The sequence below is a fragment of the Lentzea sp. NPDC020367 genome, from assembly GCF_044387305.1.
In the GTDB taxonomy this organism is placed as follows: Bacteria; Actinomycetota; Actinomycetes; order Mycobacteriales; family Pseudonocardiaceae; genus Lentzea.
Window position 1 is genome coordinate 268,511 of sequence record NZ_JBIRVV010000003.1, and the last position, 19,853, is coordinate 288,363.

At 67.9% G+C, this 19,853-nt stretch carries 23 protein-coding genes; 8 read left to right on the forward strand and 15 right to left on the reverse strand.

Annotated features, from left to right (window positions below):
• Window position 1: 1 nt before the first annotated feature.
• The 11 genes from ACH413_RS13575 to ACH413_RS13625 all read right to left on the reverse strand — a co-directional run bounded on the left by ACH413_RS13575 (window position 2) and on the right by ACH413_RS13625 (window position 8,816).
• A complete protein-coding gene (locus ACH413_RS13575; protein ID WP_093597422.1) occupies window positions 2-817 on the reverse strand; it encodes a DivIVA domain-containing protein in 816 nt (271 codons plus the stop codon).
• A 48-nt stretch (window positions 818-865) separates the two neighbouring features.
• The gene (locus ACH413_RS13580) at window positions 866-1,141 is read right to left on the reverse strand and encodes a YggT family protein (RefSeq protein WP_319977848.1); all 276 of its coding nucleotides are present in this window, start codon (window positions 1,139-1,141) and stop codon (window positions 866-868) included.
• 18 nt (window positions 1,142-1,159) lie between these two features.
• Window positions 1,160-1,813, reverse strand: coding sequence for a cell division protein SepF (locus ACH413_RS13585; RefSeq protein ID WP_330273300.1), 654 nt, complete (start codon window positions 1,811-1,813; stop codon window positions 1,160-1,162).
• A gap of 67 nt (window positions 1,814-1,880) precedes the next feature.
• Window positions 1,881-2,579, reverse strand: a complete 699-nt coding sequence (locus ACH413_RS13590; RefSeq protein WP_360041724.1) for a YggS family pyridoxal phosphate-dependent enzyme — start codon at window positions 2,577-2,579, stop codon at window positions 1,881-1,883.
• Window positions 2,576-3,280, reverse strand: coding sequence for a peptidoglycan editing factor PgeF (gene pgeF / locus ACH413_RS13595; RefSeq protein WP_360041727.1), 705 nt, complete (start codon window positions 3,278-3,280; stop codon window positions 2,576-2,578). Before pgeF ends, ACH413_RS13590 begins: the two co-directional genes overlap by 4 nt.
• A gap of 499 nt (window positions 3,281-3,779) precedes the next feature.
• Complete coding sequence (gene pdxH, locus ACH413_RS13600) at window positions 3,780-4,436, reverse strand: pyridoxamine 5'-phosphate oxidase (protein WP_093605417.1); 657 nt, start codon at window positions 4,434-4,436, stop codon at window positions 3,780-3,782.
• Window positions 4,437-4,592: 156 nt separating this feature from the next.
• Window positions 4,593-5,294 carry an urease accessory protein UreD gene (locus ACH413_RS13605; RefSeq protein ID WP_360046645.1) on the reverse strand — a complete coding sequence of 234 codons (702 nt, stop codon included), beginning with the start codon at window positions 5,292-5,294 and terminating at the stop codon, window positions 4,593-4,595.
• Between the two features lie 10 nt (window positions 5,295-5,304).
• On the reverse strand, window positions 5,305-5,967 hold the full coding sequence (gene ureG, locus ACH413_RS13610; RefSeq protein WP_360046644.1) for an urease accessory protein UreG: 663 nt from the start codon (window positions 5,965-5,967) through the stop codon (window positions 5,305-5,307).
• Complete coding sequence (locus ACH413_RS13615; RefSeq protein ID WP_360046649.1) at window positions 5,930-6,541, reverse strand: urease accessory UreF family protein; 612 nt, start codon at window positions 6,539-6,541, stop codon at window positions 5,930-5,932. Before ACH413_RS13615 ends, ureG begins: the two co-directional genes overlap by 38 nt.
• Window positions 6,538-8,220, reverse strand: coding sequence for an urease subunit alpha (locus ACH413_RS13620; RefSeq protein ID WP_360046643.1), 1,683 nt, complete (start codon window positions 8,218-8,220; stop codon window positions 6,538-6,540). The genes ACH413_RS13615 and ACH413_RS13620 overlap by 4 nt, the downstream gene beginning before the upstream one ends.
• Window positions 8,217-8,816 carry an urease subunit gamma gene (locus ACH413_RS13625; protein ID WP_360046642.1) on the reverse strand — a complete coding sequence of 200 codons (600 nt, stop codon included), beginning with the start codon at window positions 8,814-8,816 and terminating at the stop codon, window positions 8,217-8,219. Before ACH413_RS13625 ends, ACH413_RS13620 begins: the two co-directional genes overlap by 4 nt.
• Window positions 8,817-8,960: 144 nt before the next feature.
• Here ACH413_RS13625 and ACH413_RS13630 point away from each other — a divergent pair, with 144 nt between their 5' ends.
• The 5 genes from ACH413_RS13630 (at window position 8,961) to serC (ending at window position 13,496) form a co-directional block, all read left to right on the forward strand.
• On the forward strand, window positions 8,961-9,785 hold the full coding sequence (locus ACH413_RS13630; protein ID WP_360046641.1) for an ABC transporter ATP-binding protein: 825 nt from the start codon (window positions 8,961-8,963) through the stop codon (window positions 9,783-9,785).
• On the forward strand, window positions 9,782-10,597 hold the full coding sequence (locus tag ACH413_RS13635; protein WP_360046640.1) for an ABC transporter permease: 816 nt from the start codon (window positions 9,782-9,784) through the stop codon (window positions 10,595-10,597). Before ACH413_RS13630 ends, ACH413_RS13635 begins: the two co-directional genes overlap by 4 nt.
• Window positions 10,576-11,631, forward strand: a complete 1,056-nt coding sequence (locus ACH413_RS13640; protein WP_360046639.1) for a sensor histidine kinase — start codon at window positions 10,576-10,578, stop codon at window positions 11,629-11,631. The genes ACH413_RS13635 and ACH413_RS13640 overlap by 22 nt, the downstream gene beginning before the upstream one ends.
• Window positions 11,628-12,230, forward strand: coding sequence for a response regulator transcription factor (locus tag ACH413_RS13645; protein WP_360046638.1), 603 nt, complete (start codon window positions 11,628-11,630; stop codon window positions 12,228-12,230). The genes ACH413_RS13640 and ACH413_RS13645 overlap by 4 nt, the downstream gene beginning before the upstream one ends.
• A gap of 138 nt (window positions 12,231-12,368) precedes the next feature.
• Window positions 12,369-13,496, forward strand: coding sequence for a phosphoserine transaminase (gene serC, locus ACH413_RS13650; protein ID WP_360046637.1), 1,128 nt, complete (start codon window positions 12,369-12,371; stop codon window positions 13,494-13,496).
• A 59-nt stretch (window positions 13,497-13,555) separates the two neighbouring features.
• On the opposite strand, the gene ACH413_RS13655 is transcribed toward serC, so the two are convergent.
• The 4 genes from ACH413_RS13655 to ACH413_RS13670 are packed head-to-tail and all read right to left on the reverse strand — an operon-like array spanning window position 13,556 to window position 16,894.
• Window positions 13,556-14,668, reverse strand: coding sequence for an ABC transporter permease (locus ACH413_RS13655; protein ID WP_360046648.1), 1,113 nt, complete (start codon window positions 14,666-14,668; stop codon window positions 13,556-13,558).
• A gap of 29 nt (window positions 14,669-14,697) precedes the next feature.
• Window positions 14,698-15,348 (reverse strand): ABC transporter ATP-binding protein, encoded by a 651-nt coding sequence (locus ACH413_RS13660; protein ID WP_360046636.1) that lies wholly within the window; start codon window positions 15,346-15,348, stop codon window positions 14,698-14,700.
• Window positions 15,345-16,385, reverse strand: a complete 1,041-nt coding sequence (locus ACH413_RS13665) for a peptidoglycan-binding protein (protein ID WP_360046635.1) — start codon at window positions 16,383-16,385, stop codon at window positions 15,345-15,347. The genes ACH413_RS13660 and ACH413_RS13665 overlap by 4 nt, the downstream gene beginning before the upstream one ends.
• A gap of 8 nt (window positions 16,386-16,393) precedes the next feature.
• Window positions 16,394-16,894: a hypothetical protein gene (locus tag ACH413_RS13670; RefSeq protein ID WP_360046634.1), complete on the reverse strand. Its 501-nt coding sequence runs from the start codon at window positions 16,892-16,894 to the stop codon at window positions 16,394-16,396.
• Window positions 16,895-16,983: 89 nt separating this feature from the next.
• Between ACH413_RS13670 and ACH413_RS13675 the strand changes: the two genes are divergently transcribed.
• From ACH413_RS13675 to sepH, 3 genes are all read left to right on the forward strand, one after another.
• Window positions 16,984-17,643, forward strand: coding sequence for a response regulator transcription factor (locus ACH413_RS13675; RefSeq protein ID WP_360046633.1), 660 nt, complete (start codon window positions 16,984-16,986; stop codon window positions 17,641-17,643).
• Complete coding sequence (locus tag ACH413_RS13680) at window positions 17,640-18,794, forward strand: ATP-binding protein (protein WP_360046631.1); 1,155 nt, start codon at window positions 17,640-17,642, stop codon at window positions 18,792-18,794. The genes ACH413_RS13675 and ACH413_RS13680 overlap by 4 nt, the downstream gene beginning before the upstream one ends.
• A 101-nt stretch (window positions 18,795-18,895) precedes the next feature.
• Window positions 18,896-19,837, forward strand: a complete 942-nt coding sequence (gene sepH, locus ACH413_RS13685; RefSeq protein WP_360046629.1) for a septation protein SepH — start codon at window positions 18,896-18,898, stop codon at window positions 19,835-19,837.
• Window positions 19,838-19,853 lie beyond the last annotated feature (16 nt).

Genomic DNA, 19,853 nt, shown 5'->3' on the forward strand with positions numbered 1-19,853 from the left:
TTCAGCCCGCTTCAGCGCGTGCGCCGAACGAGTAGCCCTGGGAACGACCCTCGGACGGAGCGGCCGGGCCGCGGTCCTGGAGGTCGCGCAGGGACGACTCGAGCATCGTCTTCAGTCGCGTGCGGTACTCGCGCTCGAACGTCTGCAGCTTGTCGATCTGCTTCTCGAGCGTGTTCTTCTCCTGGGTGATGTTGCCCATCACCTCGGCGTGCTTGCGCTGCGCGTCACGGTCCAGCGCGGTGGCCTTCTCACGGGCCTGCCGCTCCAGAGTCTCCGAACGCGTCCGCGCGTCGTTGAGCATGGTCTCGGCACGCGTACGCGCCTCGTTGACCATCGTGTCTGCCTTGGCGCGGGCCTCGGACAGCAGCTGCTCGGACTTCGTGCGGGCCTCGGACAGCATGCCGTCCGCTTCGGCCTTCGCCTCGCCCGTGAGCCGGTCCGCCATCTCCTGGGCAAGGCCCAGGACCTTCGCGGCCTGCACGTGGTGGTCTCCGCCACCACCGGGGGACGTCTGCTCCATGACCGAAGGCGGCGGGACCGGCGCCAGGCGGCGCGGCTCCTCGACCGGCATACGGGTCGTCATGGGGCTGGAAGAAGCCTTCGCACGCGCGTCGTCGAGGTCGGCGCGCGACGTCTCAAGCTGCTGGTCGAGCTGCTCGACCTGCTGACGGAGGTCGTTGTTCTCCTCGATCAAGCGGGCGAGCTCGCCCTCAACCAGGTCGAGGAACGCGTCCACCTCGTCCTCGTTGTAGCCCCGCTTGCCAATCGGCGGCTTGCTGAATGCAACATTGTGCACGTCAGCGGGGGTCAACGGCATCGGATCACCTCTCGCACTCCTGGGCTGCGGTCATCCCACGGTTCCCCGTCACCTGGGATCTGCGAATCGCATCAGAATGATAACGACTAGCCACAGCACAATAATCGATAGGTCCAGCCCGACGCCCCCGATCCGCACAGTCGGGATCACCCGACGGAGCCAACGGACCGGTGGGTCGGTGACCGTGTACACGGTCTCAAGCGTCACGGCTACGCCGCCCGCTGGGCGCCATTCCCTCGCGAACGTCCGCACCATCTCGACCACGACACGCGCGGTCAGGAACAGGGAGAACGCGAACAGGACGTAGAAGATGACGAGACGGATCGGGTCCACGGGTCAACTCTAACCGTGGTTCCCGAACCCACCCTCGGCCAGCTTCCTGCGGTCCTCCGCCGTGACGTCAACGTTCGGCGGTGAGAGAAGGAACACCCTGCTGGTGATCTTGTCCATGGACCCGCGCAGAGCGAACGCGAGACCGGCCGAGAAGTCGACGAGACGCTTCGCGTCGGCGTCGTCCATGTCGGTCAGGTTCAAGATCACCGGGGTGCCGTCCCGGTAGTGCTCCCCGATCGTGCGCGCCTCGCTGTAGGTACGGGGGTGAAGCGTGGTGATGCGCGCCAACGGGTTGCTTGCCGGCTCGGCAACGGGACGCAACCTGCTCACGGGCTCGCGCTGCGGCTCGACAGCGAGTGCGCCGTGCACGGGTGCATCGGCACTCCAGCGTCGCGTGCTCGAGGGGCTGCCCCCGCGCCGCGACTCCGGCTCGTAGTCGTCCGACTCGTCGATGTCGGCCCGGTATCCGGAGCCCTGGAGCTCCGACCGGCCCGGTGTGAACACGCGGTTGCGCCGCGGGTATGGGTCGTAGTCGTCGGCCTCGGCCGCGTACTCGGACCGGTAGTCGCCGTAGCGGCCGCGGTCGTCGTCGTAGCCGGGGTCGTCTGCGTACTCGGCGGGGACCATCCCGAAGTAGGCCTTCAGCTTGTGCAAAGCGCTCATTCCAGCCCCTCCTCGGCGGTTCCCCACTCTTAGGGACGGTGCGGACGGTCCCGAGGTTCCCGACAACCTATGGCGAGGTTAGTCGCCGGCTGCCGAGCAACGCCGTTCCGACACGCACACAGGTCGATCCGTGCGAGATGGCATCTTCCAGGTCACCGCTCATTCCCGCTGACACTCCGATGGCAGTGGGATGATGATCACGTAGGCCTGATACCACCGAAACCAACGCCTGAAACGCCTGCGATGGGTTCATCGTCCGGGGCGCGACAGTCATCGCACCTCGGAGAATAAGATCACCCGAACGAGTGATCACGCCAGCGAGTTCCGCCACATCCGCAACAGCAACCCCACCACGCGACGTGTCGCCGTCGATGCTGACCTGCAGCAACACGTCGAGCGTCTTGCCCTTCGCGTGCGCCGCCTTCGCCAACGCCTCCGCGAGCCGGACGCTGTCCACCGAGTCGACCTGATCGGCCCACTCGACGACGGACTTCGCTTTGTTGCGCTGCAATCGCCCGACCATGTGCCAACGAGCTTCTTCGAGATGTCTCAATTGGCGGACCTTCTCGCCGGCCTCCTGATCGCGATTTTCCGCGAAGTGCCGCAACCCGAGCCCGTAAAGGATCTCCACATCGCTCGCGGGCCAGGTTTTCGTCACCGCGAGCAACATCACCTCGTCCCGCCCTCGCCCGGCAGCCTCACACGCCCTGGCGATGCGCTCCTCGACCTCGGCGAGGTTCTCCTCCAACTCCTCGGCCCGGTTCACGGCTCGATCCAGATGACCGACGCGAGCCGCCCAGTAGGCGCCTGCCGCCGATGGCTGAACAGATCCTTCTCCTCGAACGTGCACCGCGGGTCGACCCCGATCTTCCCGACCCCGGCACTCCCGAGCTGGTTCCACAACCCGGCCCGAAGATCCAGCGCGGGCGTACCTTTCCGCGACTTGGAAGCACTACCGGGCAAGTGCTTCTCGACGTCCCGCTGCATCTCCACGGGCACCTCGTAACACTCACCACAGACCGAGGGCCCGAGCAGAACCTCGATGCGCTCAAGCTCGGCCCCCAACGCCATCATCGCCTTGAGAGCCTCGACAACAACGCCAACCCGAGCCCCAACCCGCCCAGCGTGCACCGCCCCGATGACCCCAGCCTCCGAATCACCGAGCAACACCGGCACACAGTCGGCAGTCAACACGACAAGCCCGAGACCAGCCCTTTTCGTCACAACGGCGTCAGTGGCCTCCAACGGCTCGACCTGCGGCCCGTCCACGGTGGCAACGGTGCGCCCATGCACCTGCTCCATCCAGACCAACCGGTCGGGCGTGAGCCCAATGCCCTCAGCAAGCCGAGCCCGGTTGGCCTCGACCGCCTCCAACTCGTCCCCGACGTGATCGCCGAGGTTGAACGACTCGTAGGACCCCTTGGACACGCCACCGGCGCGGGTGGTGACAACACGACGAATGCGCACCCCCACACCCTAGTTCGCACACCCACCAGCCCCAGGCAAGCCGCCCCAAGCCCACACGCCAGCGCCTGATCGCACGCGAAGCCGAAGGCGAGCCGTCCTTACCGAACGGGCTGGGCGGTGGGGTCCCGTCACGAGTCGCGCCACAGCTCTTGCTGCATGTGAGGGGGGAGGTCAAGTCGACACGCTTTTCGTCGACTTGACCTCCCCCCTCACATGTGGCCCGCTCCTGGTGCGGCTCGTGACGGGACCCCACCGCCAACGCAACCCAACTACGAAACAGGCAGCCGCCCAACGCAACAGGCGTGCCATCTACCCGCAGGCGGCGCCACCCCCCGATCAGATTGCCGGGGGTCTGGGGGCAGAGCCCCCAGGGGAAGCACCCAACGCAAGGTCGCCGCCCGCAAGGTGACCCACCCGCAAGCCCGCGACTGGGAACAGCAAAAGGGGCGCCTCCCGCCCACAGGAGACACCCCATCCGCAAAAGCTCTAATCCGGCGACCTACGGAGCAACCCGCTCCAACGACCACCCATCCCGCCCATCCCGGAACCGCAACCGATCATGCATCCGATCCCGCCGCCCCTGCCAGAACTCGACCTCCTCAGGCCGAATCCGCCACCCACCCCAATGCGGAGGCACAGGAATCTTCTCGGTATCGGCAAACTGCCGCTCGATCTTGTGAAGAGCAGAATCCAAAGTGGACCGCCCAGTCACCACCCGGGACTGAGGCGAAGCCCAAGCCCCGATCTGCGACCCCCGAGGCCGAGAGTTCCAGTACTCAGCGGTCTCCACAGGCCCGACCTTCTCCACAACCCCACGTACGTGAGCCTGCCGCTGCATCGCAAACCACGGAAAAGTGGCGGACGCGTAGCGAGTAGCCATCAGATCGTGGGACTTGTTGGACGTGTAGTTGGTGAAGAACACCAACCCACGTACGTCCAACCCCTTCGCCAACACGGTCCGCGACGAAGGACGGCCCTTCACATCCGTAGTCGCGAGCACCATCGCATTGGGCTCAGCAAGACCGGCGTTGGTCGCGTCGTCCAGCCAAAGCTGGAGCTGTTCGTGCCAGGTGGCGGCAAGCTCCGACTCGCTGAGCGAGCCCTGCTCGTAGGACACGCGCATCGCCGGTAGTGCGATGTTCGTGGTCTCCGTCATCGGCGAACCTCCAAGCGGCGGGCAGAACTCGTGGTCCCTGGACCCGCGACCATACGCACGGCGAACGGATCCCGAAACCGCCTGCGCGGTGATGACCACCACCTGAACGGTGACTGTCCGTGCAAAGAACAGTTCTGGATCGAGCTCGTGATCGAGTCAGATGGCATCGAGCACACGTGTGACGGTGACCACGTCATCACCCAGTGCGGTGGCAAGGGTTCCGCCTGCTGCCAACGGAACGACGCTCCACCACTCCCCGCCGTCGCTCGCACGCTCCACCGAATCCAGCACCAGATCGGTGCCGACGACCCGCTTGCCCGCCAAGCCGGCGGAGGAAGCGTCGACCAACGGATCCCCCACGACCAGTTGCTGGTGCAACCACGGCTTGCCACAACGGGTTGCGCGCACCGTCGTGGACAACGTGCCCGGCTTCTCGCCGGCCCGGCCGAGCACCAGGACCTCGCGGGTTCGCAACTGTGCGTGACCGTCCAATTCGGCCTCCACCACTGCGGTGTGGCGGGCACGGCTCGTCACGACGGTCGGTTCCGGCAGGTAGGACACGGTTCCCTCGACCAAGAACCGCACGACGGACGAAGAAACCGCACCGGACGAACCGGGCAGCAACAGCGTCGCCGCAACACCTCGAAGCTCGAGCGAGGCTCCAGGACCGACTTCGACGGTCAGGGACAACGAATCGCCGCCCAGTGGCGCGGTGACCGAAGAAACCAGGTGCACCAAGGCAACGGGCCCCACCCGCCGGTGCGGCACCAATGTCAACGGTGTCATCGACCGCAGGACTCGCACGACGCTGTTGCCGTGCGAGTCCAAGGTGACCACCAGCCGAGCGGACGCCTTCACAGAACCGCCTTCACAGCTGGGCCAGCACCCACTTGGCGACCTCGGGCGCATCGGGCGTCTCGACCAGCGACTGGGCGATGACCGGCAGGTCCCCGCGCATCCGGTGCGCGTCGGAGATCATCACGTCCATGTCCGCGCCCACGTACGGCGCAAGATCGATCTTGTTGATGACCAGCAGATCAGCGGTCGTCACCCCAGGCCCACCCTTGCGCGGCACCTTGTCCCCGCCGGCCACGTCCACGACGAAGATCTGCGCGTCGACCAACCCGCGCGAGAACACCGCGGTCAGGTTGTCGCCACCACTCTCGATGATCACGAGATCCAACGACGAGTACCGATGCTCCAACCGCTCCACCGCATCGAGGTTCGCGGTGATGTCATCTCGAATCGCGGTGTGCGGACAGCACCCGGTCTGCACCGCCTCGATGCGCGACGGATCCAACACCCCGGCGCGACGCAGAAAGTCCGCGTCCTCAGTCGTGTAAATGTCGTTGGTGACAACCGCCAACTCCAACTGAGAACCCAAAGCGCGACACAAAGCAGCGGTCAAAGCGGTCTTGCCGCTACCAACCGGCCCGCCGATACCGATGCGCGGCGCGGTCCCGTGGTGATGATCATGCGGGTCGGGCCCGTGGTTAGCTCCCAAAGAGACGCACCCCTTCACGTCGATCATGTGCCTCGGCCAGAAGATCCAAGGCAGGCGAACCCAGCGCGGGCAGTTCCTTGCACGCCCGCGAAGCAACGTCCTCCACGTCCAGCGAAGCCACGATCGCGTTGACCCCGAACGGATCCAGCCCCAGCAACCGCACAGCCGCGGAGGCCGGCCCGCTGACAGCAAGATAAGCGCAGGTCAAAGCAGCTTCGTAAGGTTCGGCGACCAGCACGCCGATCACCAACGGCTGATGCGGATCGCGCGGCAACGACTCCAGCCGGGCAGAGGGCCAAGCCCGCCGAGCCGCACGCAACATGCCCCGCCCCTGCGCCCGCGAAGCAGCACGCTGAGCAGGCGAAGGCGTGCGGGCGTCCAGCTCCGCGTCCAGCATCGCCAGATCCTCACCGCGAGCCGCCGCGGCCGCGAACCCAGCGGCCAGCAGCCCGGCGCCGAGCAACCGCCCGTGCAGGAACGACCGCAGCGAAGGCTCGTCGACGACCAGCCCACGCGCGGCAGCCTCCTCCAGCCCACCGGAGTGCACGTGGCCTCCGCCGGGGAACCGGGAGTCGGCGAGGATCAGCGCGGTCAGCATCAGAACAGGAAGTACCGTTGCGCCATCGGCAGTTCCGCGACCGGCGAGGGCTCGACCAGTTCGCCGTCGATGTGCACGGCGAAGCTGTCCGGATCGACCTGGACGTCCGGCATCGCGTCGTTCAGCACCATGTCGGCCTTGGTCACCGACCGGGTCGACTCCACCGGCAACACCCGCCGCGAATACCTCTCGCCAATCCCGGCCTCGATCGCCGAAGGTGCAACGAAGAACACCGAGGAAGCCGCTCCAGCCGTCGCCCCGAACATCGGCCGCGCCCACACCGGCTGCGGCGTAGGAATGGAGGCGTTCGCGTCACCCATCGCGCCCCACGCGATGAACCCGCCCTTCACCACCACAGACGGCCGAACGCCGAAGAACTTGGGCTCCCACAGCACCAGGTCAGCCAGCTTTCCGACCTCGACCGACCCGACCTCGGACGCGATCCCGTGCGCCACCGCGGGGTTGATCGTGTACTTGGCGACGTACCGCTGCGCCCTCAGGTTGGCGTCCAGCGAACGACGCGACGACATCACGTGCGCGGTCTGCCAGGTCCGGATGATCACCTCGCCGACGCGGCCCATCGCCTGCGAGTCCGACGAGATCATCGAGATCGCGCCCATGTCGTGCAGCACGTCCTCGGCCGCGATCGTGGTCGGCCGGATGCGCGACTCCGCGAACGCCAGGTCCTCCGGCACGGACGGGTTGAGGTGGTGGCAGACCATCAGCATGTCGAGGTGTTCTTCGAGCGTGTTGACGGTGTGCGGGCGCGTCGGGTTGGTCGACGACGGCAGCACGTTCGGCAACGACACCACGCGGATGATGTCCGGCGCGTGCCCGCCACCGGCCCCTTCGGAGTGGTAGGCGTTGATCGACCGGCCCCCGATGGCGTCCACAGTGGACTCCAGGAACCCCGCCTCGTTCAACGTGTCCGTGTGGATCGCGACCTGCACACCGGACTCGTCCGCCACCCGCAGGCAGGCGTCGATCGCGGCGGGCGTCGTGCCCCAGTCCTCGTGCAGCTTGAACCCGCCGGCCCCGCCGACGAGCTGTTCGCGCAGGCCCTCTTCCGAGACCGTGTTCCCCTTGCCCAGCAACAGGACGTTGATCGGCATGTGGTCCATCGACGTCAGCATGCGGTCGAGGTACCAGGCGCCGGGCGTGACGGTGGTGGCCTTCGTGCCCTCCGCCGGGCCGGTGCCACCGCCGATCAACGTGGTCAGCCCGGACGCCAGCGCCTCGTCCACGATCTGCGGGCAGATGAAGTGGACGTGGCAGTCGATGCCGCCCGCGGTCAGGATCTTCCCGTTGCCGGACAGGATCTCCGTCGACGGACCGATGACCAGCGCCGGGTGGACGCCGTCCATGGTGTCCGGGTTGCCGGCCTTGCCGATCGCGACGATCCGGCCGTCCCGCACGCCGACGTCGGCCTTGACGACACCCCAGTGGTCGAGGATCACCGCACCCGTGATGACCAGGTCGGGAGCACCCTCGGCACGGGTCGCGACGCCCTGCCCCATCGACTCGCGGATCACCTTGCCACCGCCGAAGATCACCTCGTCGCCGGAACCGGCGCCGCGCGAACGGTCCTCGGTGACCTCGATGAACAGGTCGGTGTCGGCGAGCCGGATCCGGTCGCCGACCGTCGGTCCGAGCAGTTCGGCATAACGCTCGCGGTCGATCATCGCTGCAGCCCCCTGACGATCCTCAACCCTGCCAGCGGAACCAGCGTGACCTCGCGTTCGACGCCGGGCTCGAACCGCACGGCCGTGCCCGCCGGGATGTCCAGCCGGTAGCCGAACGCGGCCTCGCGGTCGAACGACAGCCCCGTGTTGACCGAGGCGAAGTGGAAGTGCGACCCGACCTGGACGGGCCGGTCGGCGACGTTCACGACGACCATCGTCACGCGCGGCCGTCCCGGGTTCAGCTCGACGGGCTCGGAGCCGACGATCACCTCACCCGGCGCCGGGCCTGCGGAAGGCGCGATCGGGTGGTGGACGGTGACGAGCTTGGTGCCGTCCGGGAAGGTCGCCTCGGCCTGCACCGAGTCGATCATCTCCGGCACCCCGCGCATGACCTGCTCCGGCGCGAGCACGGTCCGCCCGCTCTCCATGAGCTCGCTGACCGTGCGGCCGTCCCGCGCGCCTTCCAGCACGTGGTCGGTGATCAACGCGACGGCCTCGGGGTAGTTGAGCAGCACCCCGCGTTCGAGCCTCTTCCGCGCCACGTCGGCGGCGACGTGCACGAGGAGCTTGTCCCGTTCATGCGGCGTCAGATGCACCCGGCTGTTCTAACACGCGAAAGCGGGCTATCGCGGAGTGGAAACACGGCCGAAACACGACCGCGTGTCCACCGACCGGTTGACAGCCGGAGTCAGCGGTGCGGTCGTCCCGCCGGAGCACCTCGAAAACGCAGGATTTACCCCATGAACGCGATCCGAGTGAGGGGCCTCAAGAAGGCCTACAAGGGCCACCAGGCGGTGGCAGGGGTGGACCTCGACGTCGCACGGGGCGAGGTGTTCGCGGTCCTCGGCCCGAACGGCGCCGGCAAGACCACCAGCGTCGAGATCCTGGAGGGGCACCGCGACCGCGACGCCGGTGAGGTCAGCGTGCTGGGCGTCGACCCGGCCAAGGGCACCAGGGAATGGCGCTCCAAGCTCGGCATCGTCCTGCAGAGCGCGACGGACGCCGCGACCCTGACCGTCCGCGAGGCCGTCCACCACTACGCCAAGTACTACGGCGACCCGCGTGACCCGGACGAGGTCATCGACCTCGTCGGGCTCACCGAGAAGGCCAAGTCCCGCGGCGGCACGCTCTCCGGTGGCCAGCGGCGCCGGCTCGACGTCGCGCTCGGCATCATCGGCCGCCCCGAGCTGGTGTTCCTCGACGAGCCGACCACCGGCTTCGACCCCGAGGCGCGCCGCCAGTTCTGGAGCCTGATCAAGCTGCTGGCCGCCGAGGGCACCACGATCCTGCTGACCACGCACTACCTCGACGAGGCCGAGGCGCTCGCCGACCGCGTCGCCGTGCTCGCCGGCGGGAAGATCGTCGCCGAGGGCACGCCGCAGACGCTCGGTGGCCGTGCGCACGCCGACGCGACCGTGCGCTGGATGTCCGACCGGGGCTACACGGAGATCAAGACCTCCGAACCCACCAAGGCCATCGCCGAGCTGTCCCGCAACGGCGAACTGGCCGAACTCACCGTCACCCGCCCGTCGCTGGAAGACGTCTACCTGGAGCTGATCAAATGACCACCGCCGTCACGTCCAAAGCGGCTGTGCTTCCCGGAACCCTGTCGCTCGGTCTCTCGAGGGGTGCGACCGAGCTGCGGGAGTTCTTCCGGCAGAAGGAAAACCTCATCTTCACGGTGTCGCTGCCCGCGATCCTGATGCTGCTGCTCGGCACCGTCTACGTGCACGAGGTGGCGCAAGGCCAGATGTTCGCGGCCAGCATGATCGGCGCCGGCATCATCTCGACGTCGTTCGTCGGACTCGGCATGAGCGTCGTGGCCGACCGCGAGGACGGCACGCTCAAGCGCCTGCGCGGCACGCCGATGCCGTTCACGTCCTACTTCATCGGCAAGATCGTCCTGGTCTTCGTGTCGAGCCTGTTCGAGGCCGTGCTGCTGATGATCGTCGCCATGGTGCGGTTCGACGTCGAGCTGCCGTCGAGCGCCGAGAAGTGGTTCACGTTCGGCTGGGTGTTCGTGCTCGGCGTCATCTCGTGCTCGCTGATCGGCGTCGCGCTCAGCTCGATCGCCAAGTCCACCCGGAACGCGGCGGGCGTGCTGAACCTGCCCTACATCGTGCTGCAGTTCCTCTCCGGTGTTTTCATCAGCCAGGCGGTGCTGCCGGAGTCCCTGCGCGTGACGGGTTCGCTCTTCCCGCTCAAGTGGGTGTGCCAGGGTTTCCGCTCGGTGTTCGCACTGAACGACGGCTACGCGGTCATGGAGGCGGCGGGATCATGGGAGCTCGGGAAGATCGCGCTGGTGCTGGGAGCGTGGACCATCGGTGGACTGGTGCTCGTGAGCAGGACCTTCAAGTGGAGCAACACCGCCAGCTGATCACCTGGTACGTGCTCTTCGCGGTCACCCAGGTCACCGCGCTCGTGCTCATCCTGATCGACAACAACACCCTCGCCGACCGCCTGTCGGCGGCGGGGTTGTTGTGCTTGAACGGTCTGTGGTTCCTGCTCTACGGCAGGAGGCTGGTCGTCCGGGGGGAAGACGACTGGCACGGGTTCGTCTACGCGGCCGGTTCGCTCGCCACGTTCGCACCGGCGGTCTGGTTCAGCGGCAACGCCACCTTCGCCCTGTTCGGCCTGGTCCCGCAGATCTACATGGTGCTGCCGCTCGCGTGGGCGTTCATCCCGATGGTGCTGTTCGTGATGACACCGCAGATCCTCACCTGGGCCGCTGGTGCCGTCCCCGCACTGCCGTGGCCGGCCGCACTGTTGATCATCGGCTTCTCCCAGGCGTTCGGGTGGGCGATCAGCCGGATCGCGACGCAGAGCCAGCAGCGCGGTGAGCTGCTGCAACGCATCGAGGCGCTGACCATCGAGGCCGAGCGGGCCCGCTGGGCCGGCGAGATCCACGACACGCTGGCGCAGGGCTTCACGTCGATCATCACGCTGCTGCAGGGCGCCCAGCCGAACGTCGAACTGGCTCTGCAGACCGCGCGGGAGAACCTTCGCGAGGCACGGGCCCTGGTCGCCTCCAACTCACCGTCGCCTTTGGACGGTTCCTCGCTGGAGGACGCGTTGCGGCGGTTGGTGAACGGCGTGGAGCTGGAGTCCACCTTCCGGGTCATCGGCGATCCGGTGGGGCTGCAGACCTCGGCCGAGGTGGTGCTGCTGCGGACTGTTCAGGAGGCGCTGACCAACGTGGCGAGGCACTCCGGGGCGTCACGGGTCGACGTGGTGATGAGGTTCGACGAGGACAGCGTCTCGTTGGAGGTGCGCGACGACGGGCGCGGGTTCGGGGACGCGCCGGAAGGCTTCGGGCTGCGGGGCATGCGTGCGAGGCTGGAACAGGTGGGTGGAACGCTTTCCCTGTTCTCCGACGAGGGGGCGTCCGTGCTGGTGGAGGTACCGCTGTGATCAGGATTCTGCTGGTGGACGACCACCCGGTGGTGCGTCAGGGCCTGAAGGGCATGCTCGTCGCGGACGACCTGGAGGTCGTCGGCGACGCGGGTTCGGGCCAGGAGGGCATCGAGAAGGCCGCCCTGCTGAAGCCGGACGTCGTGCTGATGGACCTGCGAATGCCCGAAATGGACGGTGTGGCCGCGACCGCGAAGATCGTCGGAACCGGGCCGCGCGTTCTGGTCCTCACGACGTACGAGACGGATTCGGACATTCTGCGCGCGGTCGAGGCCGGTGCGTCCGGGTACCTGCTCAAGGACTCCACGACCGAGGACCTCATCGCGGCCATCCGGGCGGCCTCGCGCGGCGAGACCGTGCTGGCGCCGTCGATGGTCGCGAAGGTGGTCGGGCAGGTCCGCACGCCGCCCCTCTCGGCACGCGAGGCCGAGGTGTTGAAGCTGGTCGCGAAGGGCATGTCCAACGTCGAGATCGGCAGGACTCTGTTCATCTCCGAGGCGACTGTGAAGACTCATCTCCTGCGGGTGTTCAACAAACTGGGCGTCTCGGACCGCACCGCCGCGGTGACGACGGCGATGGATCGAGGCATGCTGCAGTGAGGCGCGGCCGGGCCGTGGTGAAGTGACCCAGGACACCCGGCTGTCACCTCCCGGCCACCGGCCTGCAACACTGTGAACTCCGGCAACGGCGCCGGTCAGGTCCCTGAAGCTCGTCAATCGCCCCGGAGGCGTGACCACATGACCCAGACCGCCGATCCGACCTCGTTGGTGCTTCCCGCCGAGCTCAAGCCGTCTGACGGCCGCTTCGGCTGTGGACCGTCCAAGGTGCGTCCCGAGGCCGTCGCGGCGCTCGCGTCCGAGGGTGCGGCACTGCTCGGCACGTCCCATCGGCAGAAGCCCGTCAAGAACCTCGTCGGCCGCGTCCGCTCCGGACTGCGCGACCTGTTCCAGCTGCCGGACGGCTACGAGGTCGTGCTCGGCAACGGTGGCACCACGGCGTTCTGGGACGCGGCGTCGTTCGGCCTGGTCCGCGAGACCGCGCAGCACTTCACCAACGGTGAGTTCTCCTCCAAGTTCGCGAAGGTCACGCAGACCGCGCCGTTCCTGAAGGACTCCCTGGTCACCAAGGCCGAGCCGGGCACCACGCCCGAGCTCTTCTACGCCGAGGGCGCCGACCTGGTCGGCTGGGCGCAGAACGAGACCTCGACCGGTGTCGCGATGCCCGTCACCCGCATCGAGGGCTCCGGCGACGCGCTGATCGCGATCGACGCGACGTCCGCGGCCGGTGGCCTGCCGGTCAAGGCCGAGGACTTCGACGTCTACTACTTCGCGCCGCAGAAGTCGTTCGCCTCGGACGGCGGCCTGTGGCTCGCGCTGATGTCGCCGGCCGCGCTCGCCCGCGTCGACGAGCTCAAGGACCGCTGGGTTCCCGAGTTCCTGTCGCTGCCGACCGCGCTCGACAACTCCACCAAGGACCAGACGTACAACACGCCGTCGGTCGCCACGCTCTTCCTGCTGGCGCACCAGATCGACTGGATCAACGGCAACGGCGGCCTCGACTGGTCCGTCGCACGCACCAAGGACTCCTCGGACCGCCTGTACACCTGGGCCGAGAAGACCGCGTACACCACGCCGTACGTCGAGAAGGCCGCTGACCGCTCGCAGGTCGTCGGCACGATCAACTTCAGCGACGACGTGGACGCGGCCGTGGTCGCGAAGGTGTTGCGCGCCAACGGCATCGTGGACGTCGAGCCGTACCGCAAGCTCGGCAAGAACCAGCTGCGCGTCGCGATGTTCCCGGCCATCGAGCCGAACGACGTCACGATCCTCACGCAGGCGATCGACTGGGTCGTCGGCCAGCTCTGACGTTCTTGAAGTAGCGGCCTGGGGTGCACCGATGAGTTCTCGGTGCACCCCAGGGCTTTTCAGGCAAGTGCTTCCGTGGGCGACTGACGTGCCGCCCGCACCGCGGGATAGACGCCGGCGATGGCGCCGATGAGGATCGCCGAGCCCACTCCCCCGAGCAGGGCCGGCCACGGCAGTGCCGCGGGCCATTGCTGACTGATCGAATATCCGGCCGTGACCGCGATTCCCACGATCACGCCGACCAGTCCGCCCAGGCCGGACAGCAACACCGACTCGGTGAGGAACTGCCACCGGATCTGCCGCCGGGTCGCCCCGAGCGCCCGCCGCAGACCGATCTCCCTGCGGCGTTCCAGCACCGAGATCACCATCGTGTTCGCCACGCCGACGCCACCCACCAACAACGCGACTCCGCCCAAGCCCAGGAACAGCGCGTTGTAGGAACTCTCGGCCAGCTGCTGCGCTTCGAGCGCCTCGGACGGCCGGGAAACCTTGACCTCGTTGGACTTCTGCGGGTTCAGCGTCGGACCGAGCAGGTTGCGGACGTTGTCGACCTGGTCAGGGGACGTGCGCACGTAGACCGTGTTCGCGTTGCCCTCGAAGCCGAACGCCTCCTTGGCCGCGTCCCAGCCGACCAGCGCGGACCTGTCGATCTCCGGCGCGAGCGGCAGCGGCCCGAGGATGCCGACCACGGTGAACCACTGCCCGTCGATCCACAGCTGCACACCGGGCTTGTCGATGCCCAGGCGCGAGGCCGCGGTGCCCCCGAGCACCACCGACTTCTCACCCGGCAACAGCCACCTGCCCTCGCGGACCTCGGCGCCCAGCACCTTCAGCAGGTCCTTCTCCGCCGCCTGCACCTGCAGGCCGAGCGTGTCGCTCGTCGGCACGAGGTCGTTCTTGCGGACGCTCGCGGACAGTTTGCCGGTGGCGCTGGCCGCCGACACCGCGCCGATCCGCTTGGCCATCGGCACCGCGGTCTCCGGCAGTTTCGCGTCCTGGCCGAAGAAGTCCTGGCCCGGCGCCGCGGTCAGGAGGTTGGTGCCCAGCTTGGACATCTTCTCCTTCAACGCCGCCGCACTGGAGGCCGGGATGCCGACGACCGCGACCACCGCGGCGATGCCGATCGCGATGCCCAGTGCGGAGAGCACCGCGCGGATCGGGCGGGTCCGCATGCCGAAGAACCCGAGGCGGAGGAGGTCGATCACACGATCACCCCGTCGCGGACCTCGACCCTGCGCGGAGCCCACGCCGCGATGTCCCGGTCGTGCGTGATCATCACGATCGTCGTGCCGTCGGAGTTGAGGCTCTCCAGCAACTCCAGCACACCCGCGCCGTTCTTCGTGTCCAGGTTTCCGGTCGGCTCGTCGGCCAGCAGGATTCCCGGCGTGTTCACCACGGCCCGCGCGATCGCGACCCGCTGACGTTCACCGCCGGACAGCTCGTGCGGCTTGTGCAGCGCGCGGTGGATCAGCCCCACTCTGTCCAAAGCGGACATCGCCATGGAGCGTCTCTTCGAACGCGGCACGCCGGCGTAGACGAGCCCGGAGGCCACGTTCTCGATCGCGGACAGCCCGTCGGTGAGGAAGAACTGCTGGAACACGAACCCGATCGTGCGTGCGCGCAGCGCCGACAAAGCGTTGTCCGACAAGGTGGAGATGTCGTTGCCGTCGATCTCGACCGTGCCCGTCGTGGGCTTGTCGAGCGTGCCCATCAGGTGCAGCAGCGTCGACTTGCCCGAGCCGGACGGTCCCACGATCGCGAGCATCTCGCCGCCCCCGACGGTCAGGGAGACGTCGCGCAACGCCTGCACACCACCGGGATACGTCCGGCTCGCGTGGTCGACGGTGATCACTCGGTGGTCACCACCTTCATGCCCTCGCGCAGGCCCTCGCCCTGCACCTCGACCTGGCCCTTGGCGAAGATGCCGACGGTGACCGGGATGGTCTTGCCGTCGTCGGTGACCACGCCGTAGCCGCCCTCGTTGAGCGCGAGCAGCGCGCCGATCGGGACCGCGAGCACGTTCTGCTTCTTCGTCACGGTGAACAGCGCGGTGACGCTGCCGGTGTCGATGCCTTCCGCGGCCTTGGGGTCGTCGACGGAGATCGTGAGCACGATCTTGGGCTTGGAGCCCTGGTTCGGGTCGCCCGTGGTGCGGCTGACGCCGGTGATCGTGCCCGTGGTGGGCTTGCCACCGGTGATCGACAGCTCGACCTTCTCGCCCTGCTTGGCGAGGCGCTGCTTGGACTGCTCCAGTTCGACGGTCACCGCGCGTTCGGTGCCGGTGACCTTCATCAGGTCGCCGCCGGCGGGTGCGCCGAGCTGGGCGTTCAACGAGGAGACGCGGATCGCTCCCGGCTGGACGATCACGTCACCGGCGCCGAGCTTTCCGGTCTGCTCCAGACCGTTGGCCTTCTGCCACTTCTTCAGCGCGGTGGCCGTGTAGTACGTGAACTTCTCGTCGGGGGCGCCGAAGTCCTTGAACCCCAGAGCGGCGAGGTTCTCCTCCACCACCTTGACGTCGGGTCCGTTCGACATGCCCGACTCGAGGTCGCGGTAGAGCGGCATCGAGCTGTAGAACAGCGGCACCGGTTTGGCGTCCGAGTGGAACACCGGTTTGCCCTGTTCGATGACATCGCCCTGCTTCGGCAGCCCGGTGACGGTGCCACTTTTCCGGCTGGCCAGAGCTCGTTCCGCGCCGTAGCCGAGCTGTCCGGTCACCGACTGCTGGTCCGCCAGGTTCGTCTTCTTGACTGCGGCGGTCTTCGCCGGGTCGTTCTGCAACGGCGCGGCGTTGGCCTGGTTGGACGCGATCCTGGTGAGCACCACGACCCCGCCGGTGCCGAGCACCACCGCCGCGACGAGCGTGGCGATGAGGATCTTCCTGTTCACCGCGCGCTTCATCCGGCGGGCCTCACAGCGACCATGCCCTCGCCCATGCCGCAGTCCTTCATGTCCTGCTTGACCTTGTCGTCGGACATGTCGGGCAGCTCCTGGACCTCCGCGGTGCCGCCACCGTCGAAGTTCGGGTCAGGCCAGTCGTAACCCTTGTCCCGCATGCACTTCGCGTCCTTGCGCATCTTGTCCTGCTGCTCAGGCGACGGCGGCTTGAGCTCGCCGCCGTTGGGGAGGTGCTTCTTGCAGGCCTCGTTGGCGGCGTTCATCTTCTCCATGTCCGGAGCGCCGCCCTCGCCGCCGCCGTCGGCGGGCATCGCCTCGATCATCACGCCGCCACTGCCGTCGTCCTTGGGGTCCGGCATGTTCACGCCGTTCTCCCGCATGCACTGGGCGAACTTGACCATGTCGCCCTTCTCGTCCTTCTGCGCGGCAGGCTGCTCTTTCGAGCCGCAGGCCGTGAGCGCCAGGAGCAGGCCCAGCAACACCGCGATGGTGGATTTCATGGGGACAGGTCTACGGAGGCGGCCATTCGGCGGCGTTAAGCGAAAGACCTTATCCGGCGCTTATGCCCGTTGCGCGGAAAATAGGTGTCATGCGTGTGCTGGTGGTCGAGGACGAACAACTGCTCGCGGACACGATCGCCGAGGGGTTGCGCAGGTTCTCGATGGCGGTCGACGTCTGTTACGACGGCGAAGCGGCGTTGGAGCGGGTAGGGGTGCACGCGTACGACGTCGTGGTGCTCGACCGCGATCTGCCCATCGTGCACGGTGACGACGTGTGCAAGGCGGTGCACGCGACCGGCGGCGAGGCACGGGTGCTGATGCTGACGGCGGCGGCCGAAGTGGACGATCGGGTGGCCGGGCTCGGGCTCGGTGCCGACGACTACCTGACCAAGCCGTTCGCGTTCGCCGAGCTCGTGGCCCGCGTGCAGGCGCTGGGTCGCCGGGCCCGTCCCGCCCTGCCGCCGGTGCTCGAACGGGCAGGCGTGACGCTGGACCTGCCGCGCCACCAGGCGTCGCGCGACGGGACGTTCCTGCCGCTGTCCCCCAAGGAGTTCGCCGTGCTGGAAGTGCTGATGCGGGCGGAGGGCAACGTGGTGAGTCCGGAAGAGCTGCTGGAGAAGGCCTGGGACGAGCACGCGGACCCGTTCACGAACGCCGTGCGGGTGGCGGTGATGACGCTGCGCCGCAAGCTGGGCGCGCCGCAGGTCATCCAGACCGTGCCCGGCGCCGGCTACCGGTTCGGCTCGTGACGCTGCGGACCAGGCTGACGGCCTGGTACGCCGGGGTGTTCCTGATCGCGGGCATCGCGCTGATCGCGCTCAACTACTGGCTGCTCGCCGACTGGGAGCCGTTGGCCGGCGGGATGTCGCTCCAGCGGGCTACGGAGGTGCCGACGGCGCCGATGGGCACCGTCTACCCGGGCTACGCGGCGGTCGAGGCCGCACAACTGCCGGCGGACACCCTGGTGGTCACCGCCGACCAGGTCAAAGCGGACACGATGAGCACGGTCCTGTGGCAATCGATCATCGCGCTGCTGGTGGCCGCCGTGATCGCCGTCTGGCTCGGCTGGGTGGTGGCCGGACGGGTGCTGGCGCCGTTGCACTCGATCACCTCGACCGCGCACCGACTCGAGGCGGAACGCCTGGACCAGCGCATCGAGCTGGACGGGCCGCCGGACGAGCTGAAAGAGCTCGCGGACACCTTCGACGGCATGCTCGACCGGCTCGCGTCGTCGTTCGACAGCCAGAAGCGGTTCGTCGCGAACGCCTCGCACGAGCTGCGCACGCCGCTGGCCGTGCAGCGGACGCTGATCGAGGTCGCGATGGCCGACCCCAACGTCACCGACGAGACCCGCAGGCTCGGCATGCACCTGCTCGACACCAACGAGCGCAGCGAGAAGCTCATCGACGGGCTGCTGTTGCTCGCTCGCAGTGATCGCGGGCTCGCCACGCGTGAGCTGGTGTGGCTGGACGAGGTGATCGACGACGAAATCGAGTCGTGCGCGGCGTTGGCTTCGGAGAAGAACGTCACGTTTGCGGTTCAGACTCGCAGGTATCTGGTGGACGGCGATCCGGTCCTACTTGCCCAACTCGTCGGCAACCTGTTGCGCAACGGCGTCCTCTACAACAAACCGGGCGGCTCCGTGTCCGTGCGGCTTGATCAAGAACTGATCGTCACCAACACCGGTCCCACCGTGCCTGCCCAGGCAGTACCCGGATTGTTCGAGCCCTTTCGGCGGCTCCGCGACCGCACCGGGACCGCCGGATCCGGCCTCGGCCTGTCGATCGTGCAGTCCGTCGCGAAGGCTCATCAGGGTTCGGCGAAGGCTCGCCCGAACGGGGGAGGCGGACTGGTGGTCCAGGTGAACCTTCCGGAAACGGGAGTGCGACAGGCCTCGTGAACTGGCAAGATCACGTAGAGATATCGGCGAGTCTCCCACGCAAGGACGGCTCGTTGTCCTAACGTTGTCTGCTGGCGAGGTGCGAATTCAGGGAGGCCACGATGCGAGCGCTGCGAGTCATCGGGCTCGACGAGGACGGCAAGTCCGTCATCCTCGAGGACCCCGAAAACCGCGGCGAGCGCTTCACGCTCCCCGCAGACGAGCGCCTTCGGGCTGCCCTGCGCGGTGATCTCGCGCGCCTCGGCCAGATGCAGATCGAATCGGGCGAGGCCCTCATGCGGCCTCGTGAGATCCAGGCCCGCATCCGCGCCGGCGAGTCGATCGAGCAGGTCGCCGCTGCCGCAGGCATGCCGACGCACCGCATCGAGCGCTTCGCCTACCCCGTTCTGCTGGAGCGTTCGCGCACGGCCGACCTGGCCCAGCGCGCGCACCCGGTCCGTGAGGACGGCCCGGACGTGCAGACGCTCGGCGAGGTCGTCGCGCACTCGTTCGGCCTGCGCGGCCACGACCTGTCCGACACCAAGTGGGACGCGTGGCGCGGCGACGACAACCGCTGGGTCGTGCAGCTGCAGTGGAAGACCGGTCGCTCGGAGAACCGCGCGCACTGGGCGTTCCACCCAGGTGCTCAGGGCGGCACGGTGACGGCACTGGACGACGCCGCCGTCGACCTGATGGACCCGAACCCGAACCGCACGCTGCGCACGGTGCGTCCGGTGACGCAGCTGGCACGGCAGGCCCTGGAGACGACCCCGGTCCTCCCCGCGGCCCCCGCGCCCGTTGCCGAGGAGCCCGCACCCGTGCCGGTTCCCGCGCAGGCGCCCGCCCCCGTGGCGGCACCTGTCGTGGCCGAGAAGCCGGCTCAGGAGAAGCTGCCTGAGCCGGAGCCCGCGCCTGCCCCGCCTCCGCCACCGGTGAAGACGGAGCAGGAGCCCGCGGCGGAGAAGCCGGTGCGCAAGGACCCTCCTCCGAAGCGGGGGAAGAAGAACCACCCCATCGTCCCTTCGTGGGAAGACGTTTTACTGGGCGTGCGGTCGAACCGCTGAGTGAGACGCTGACACC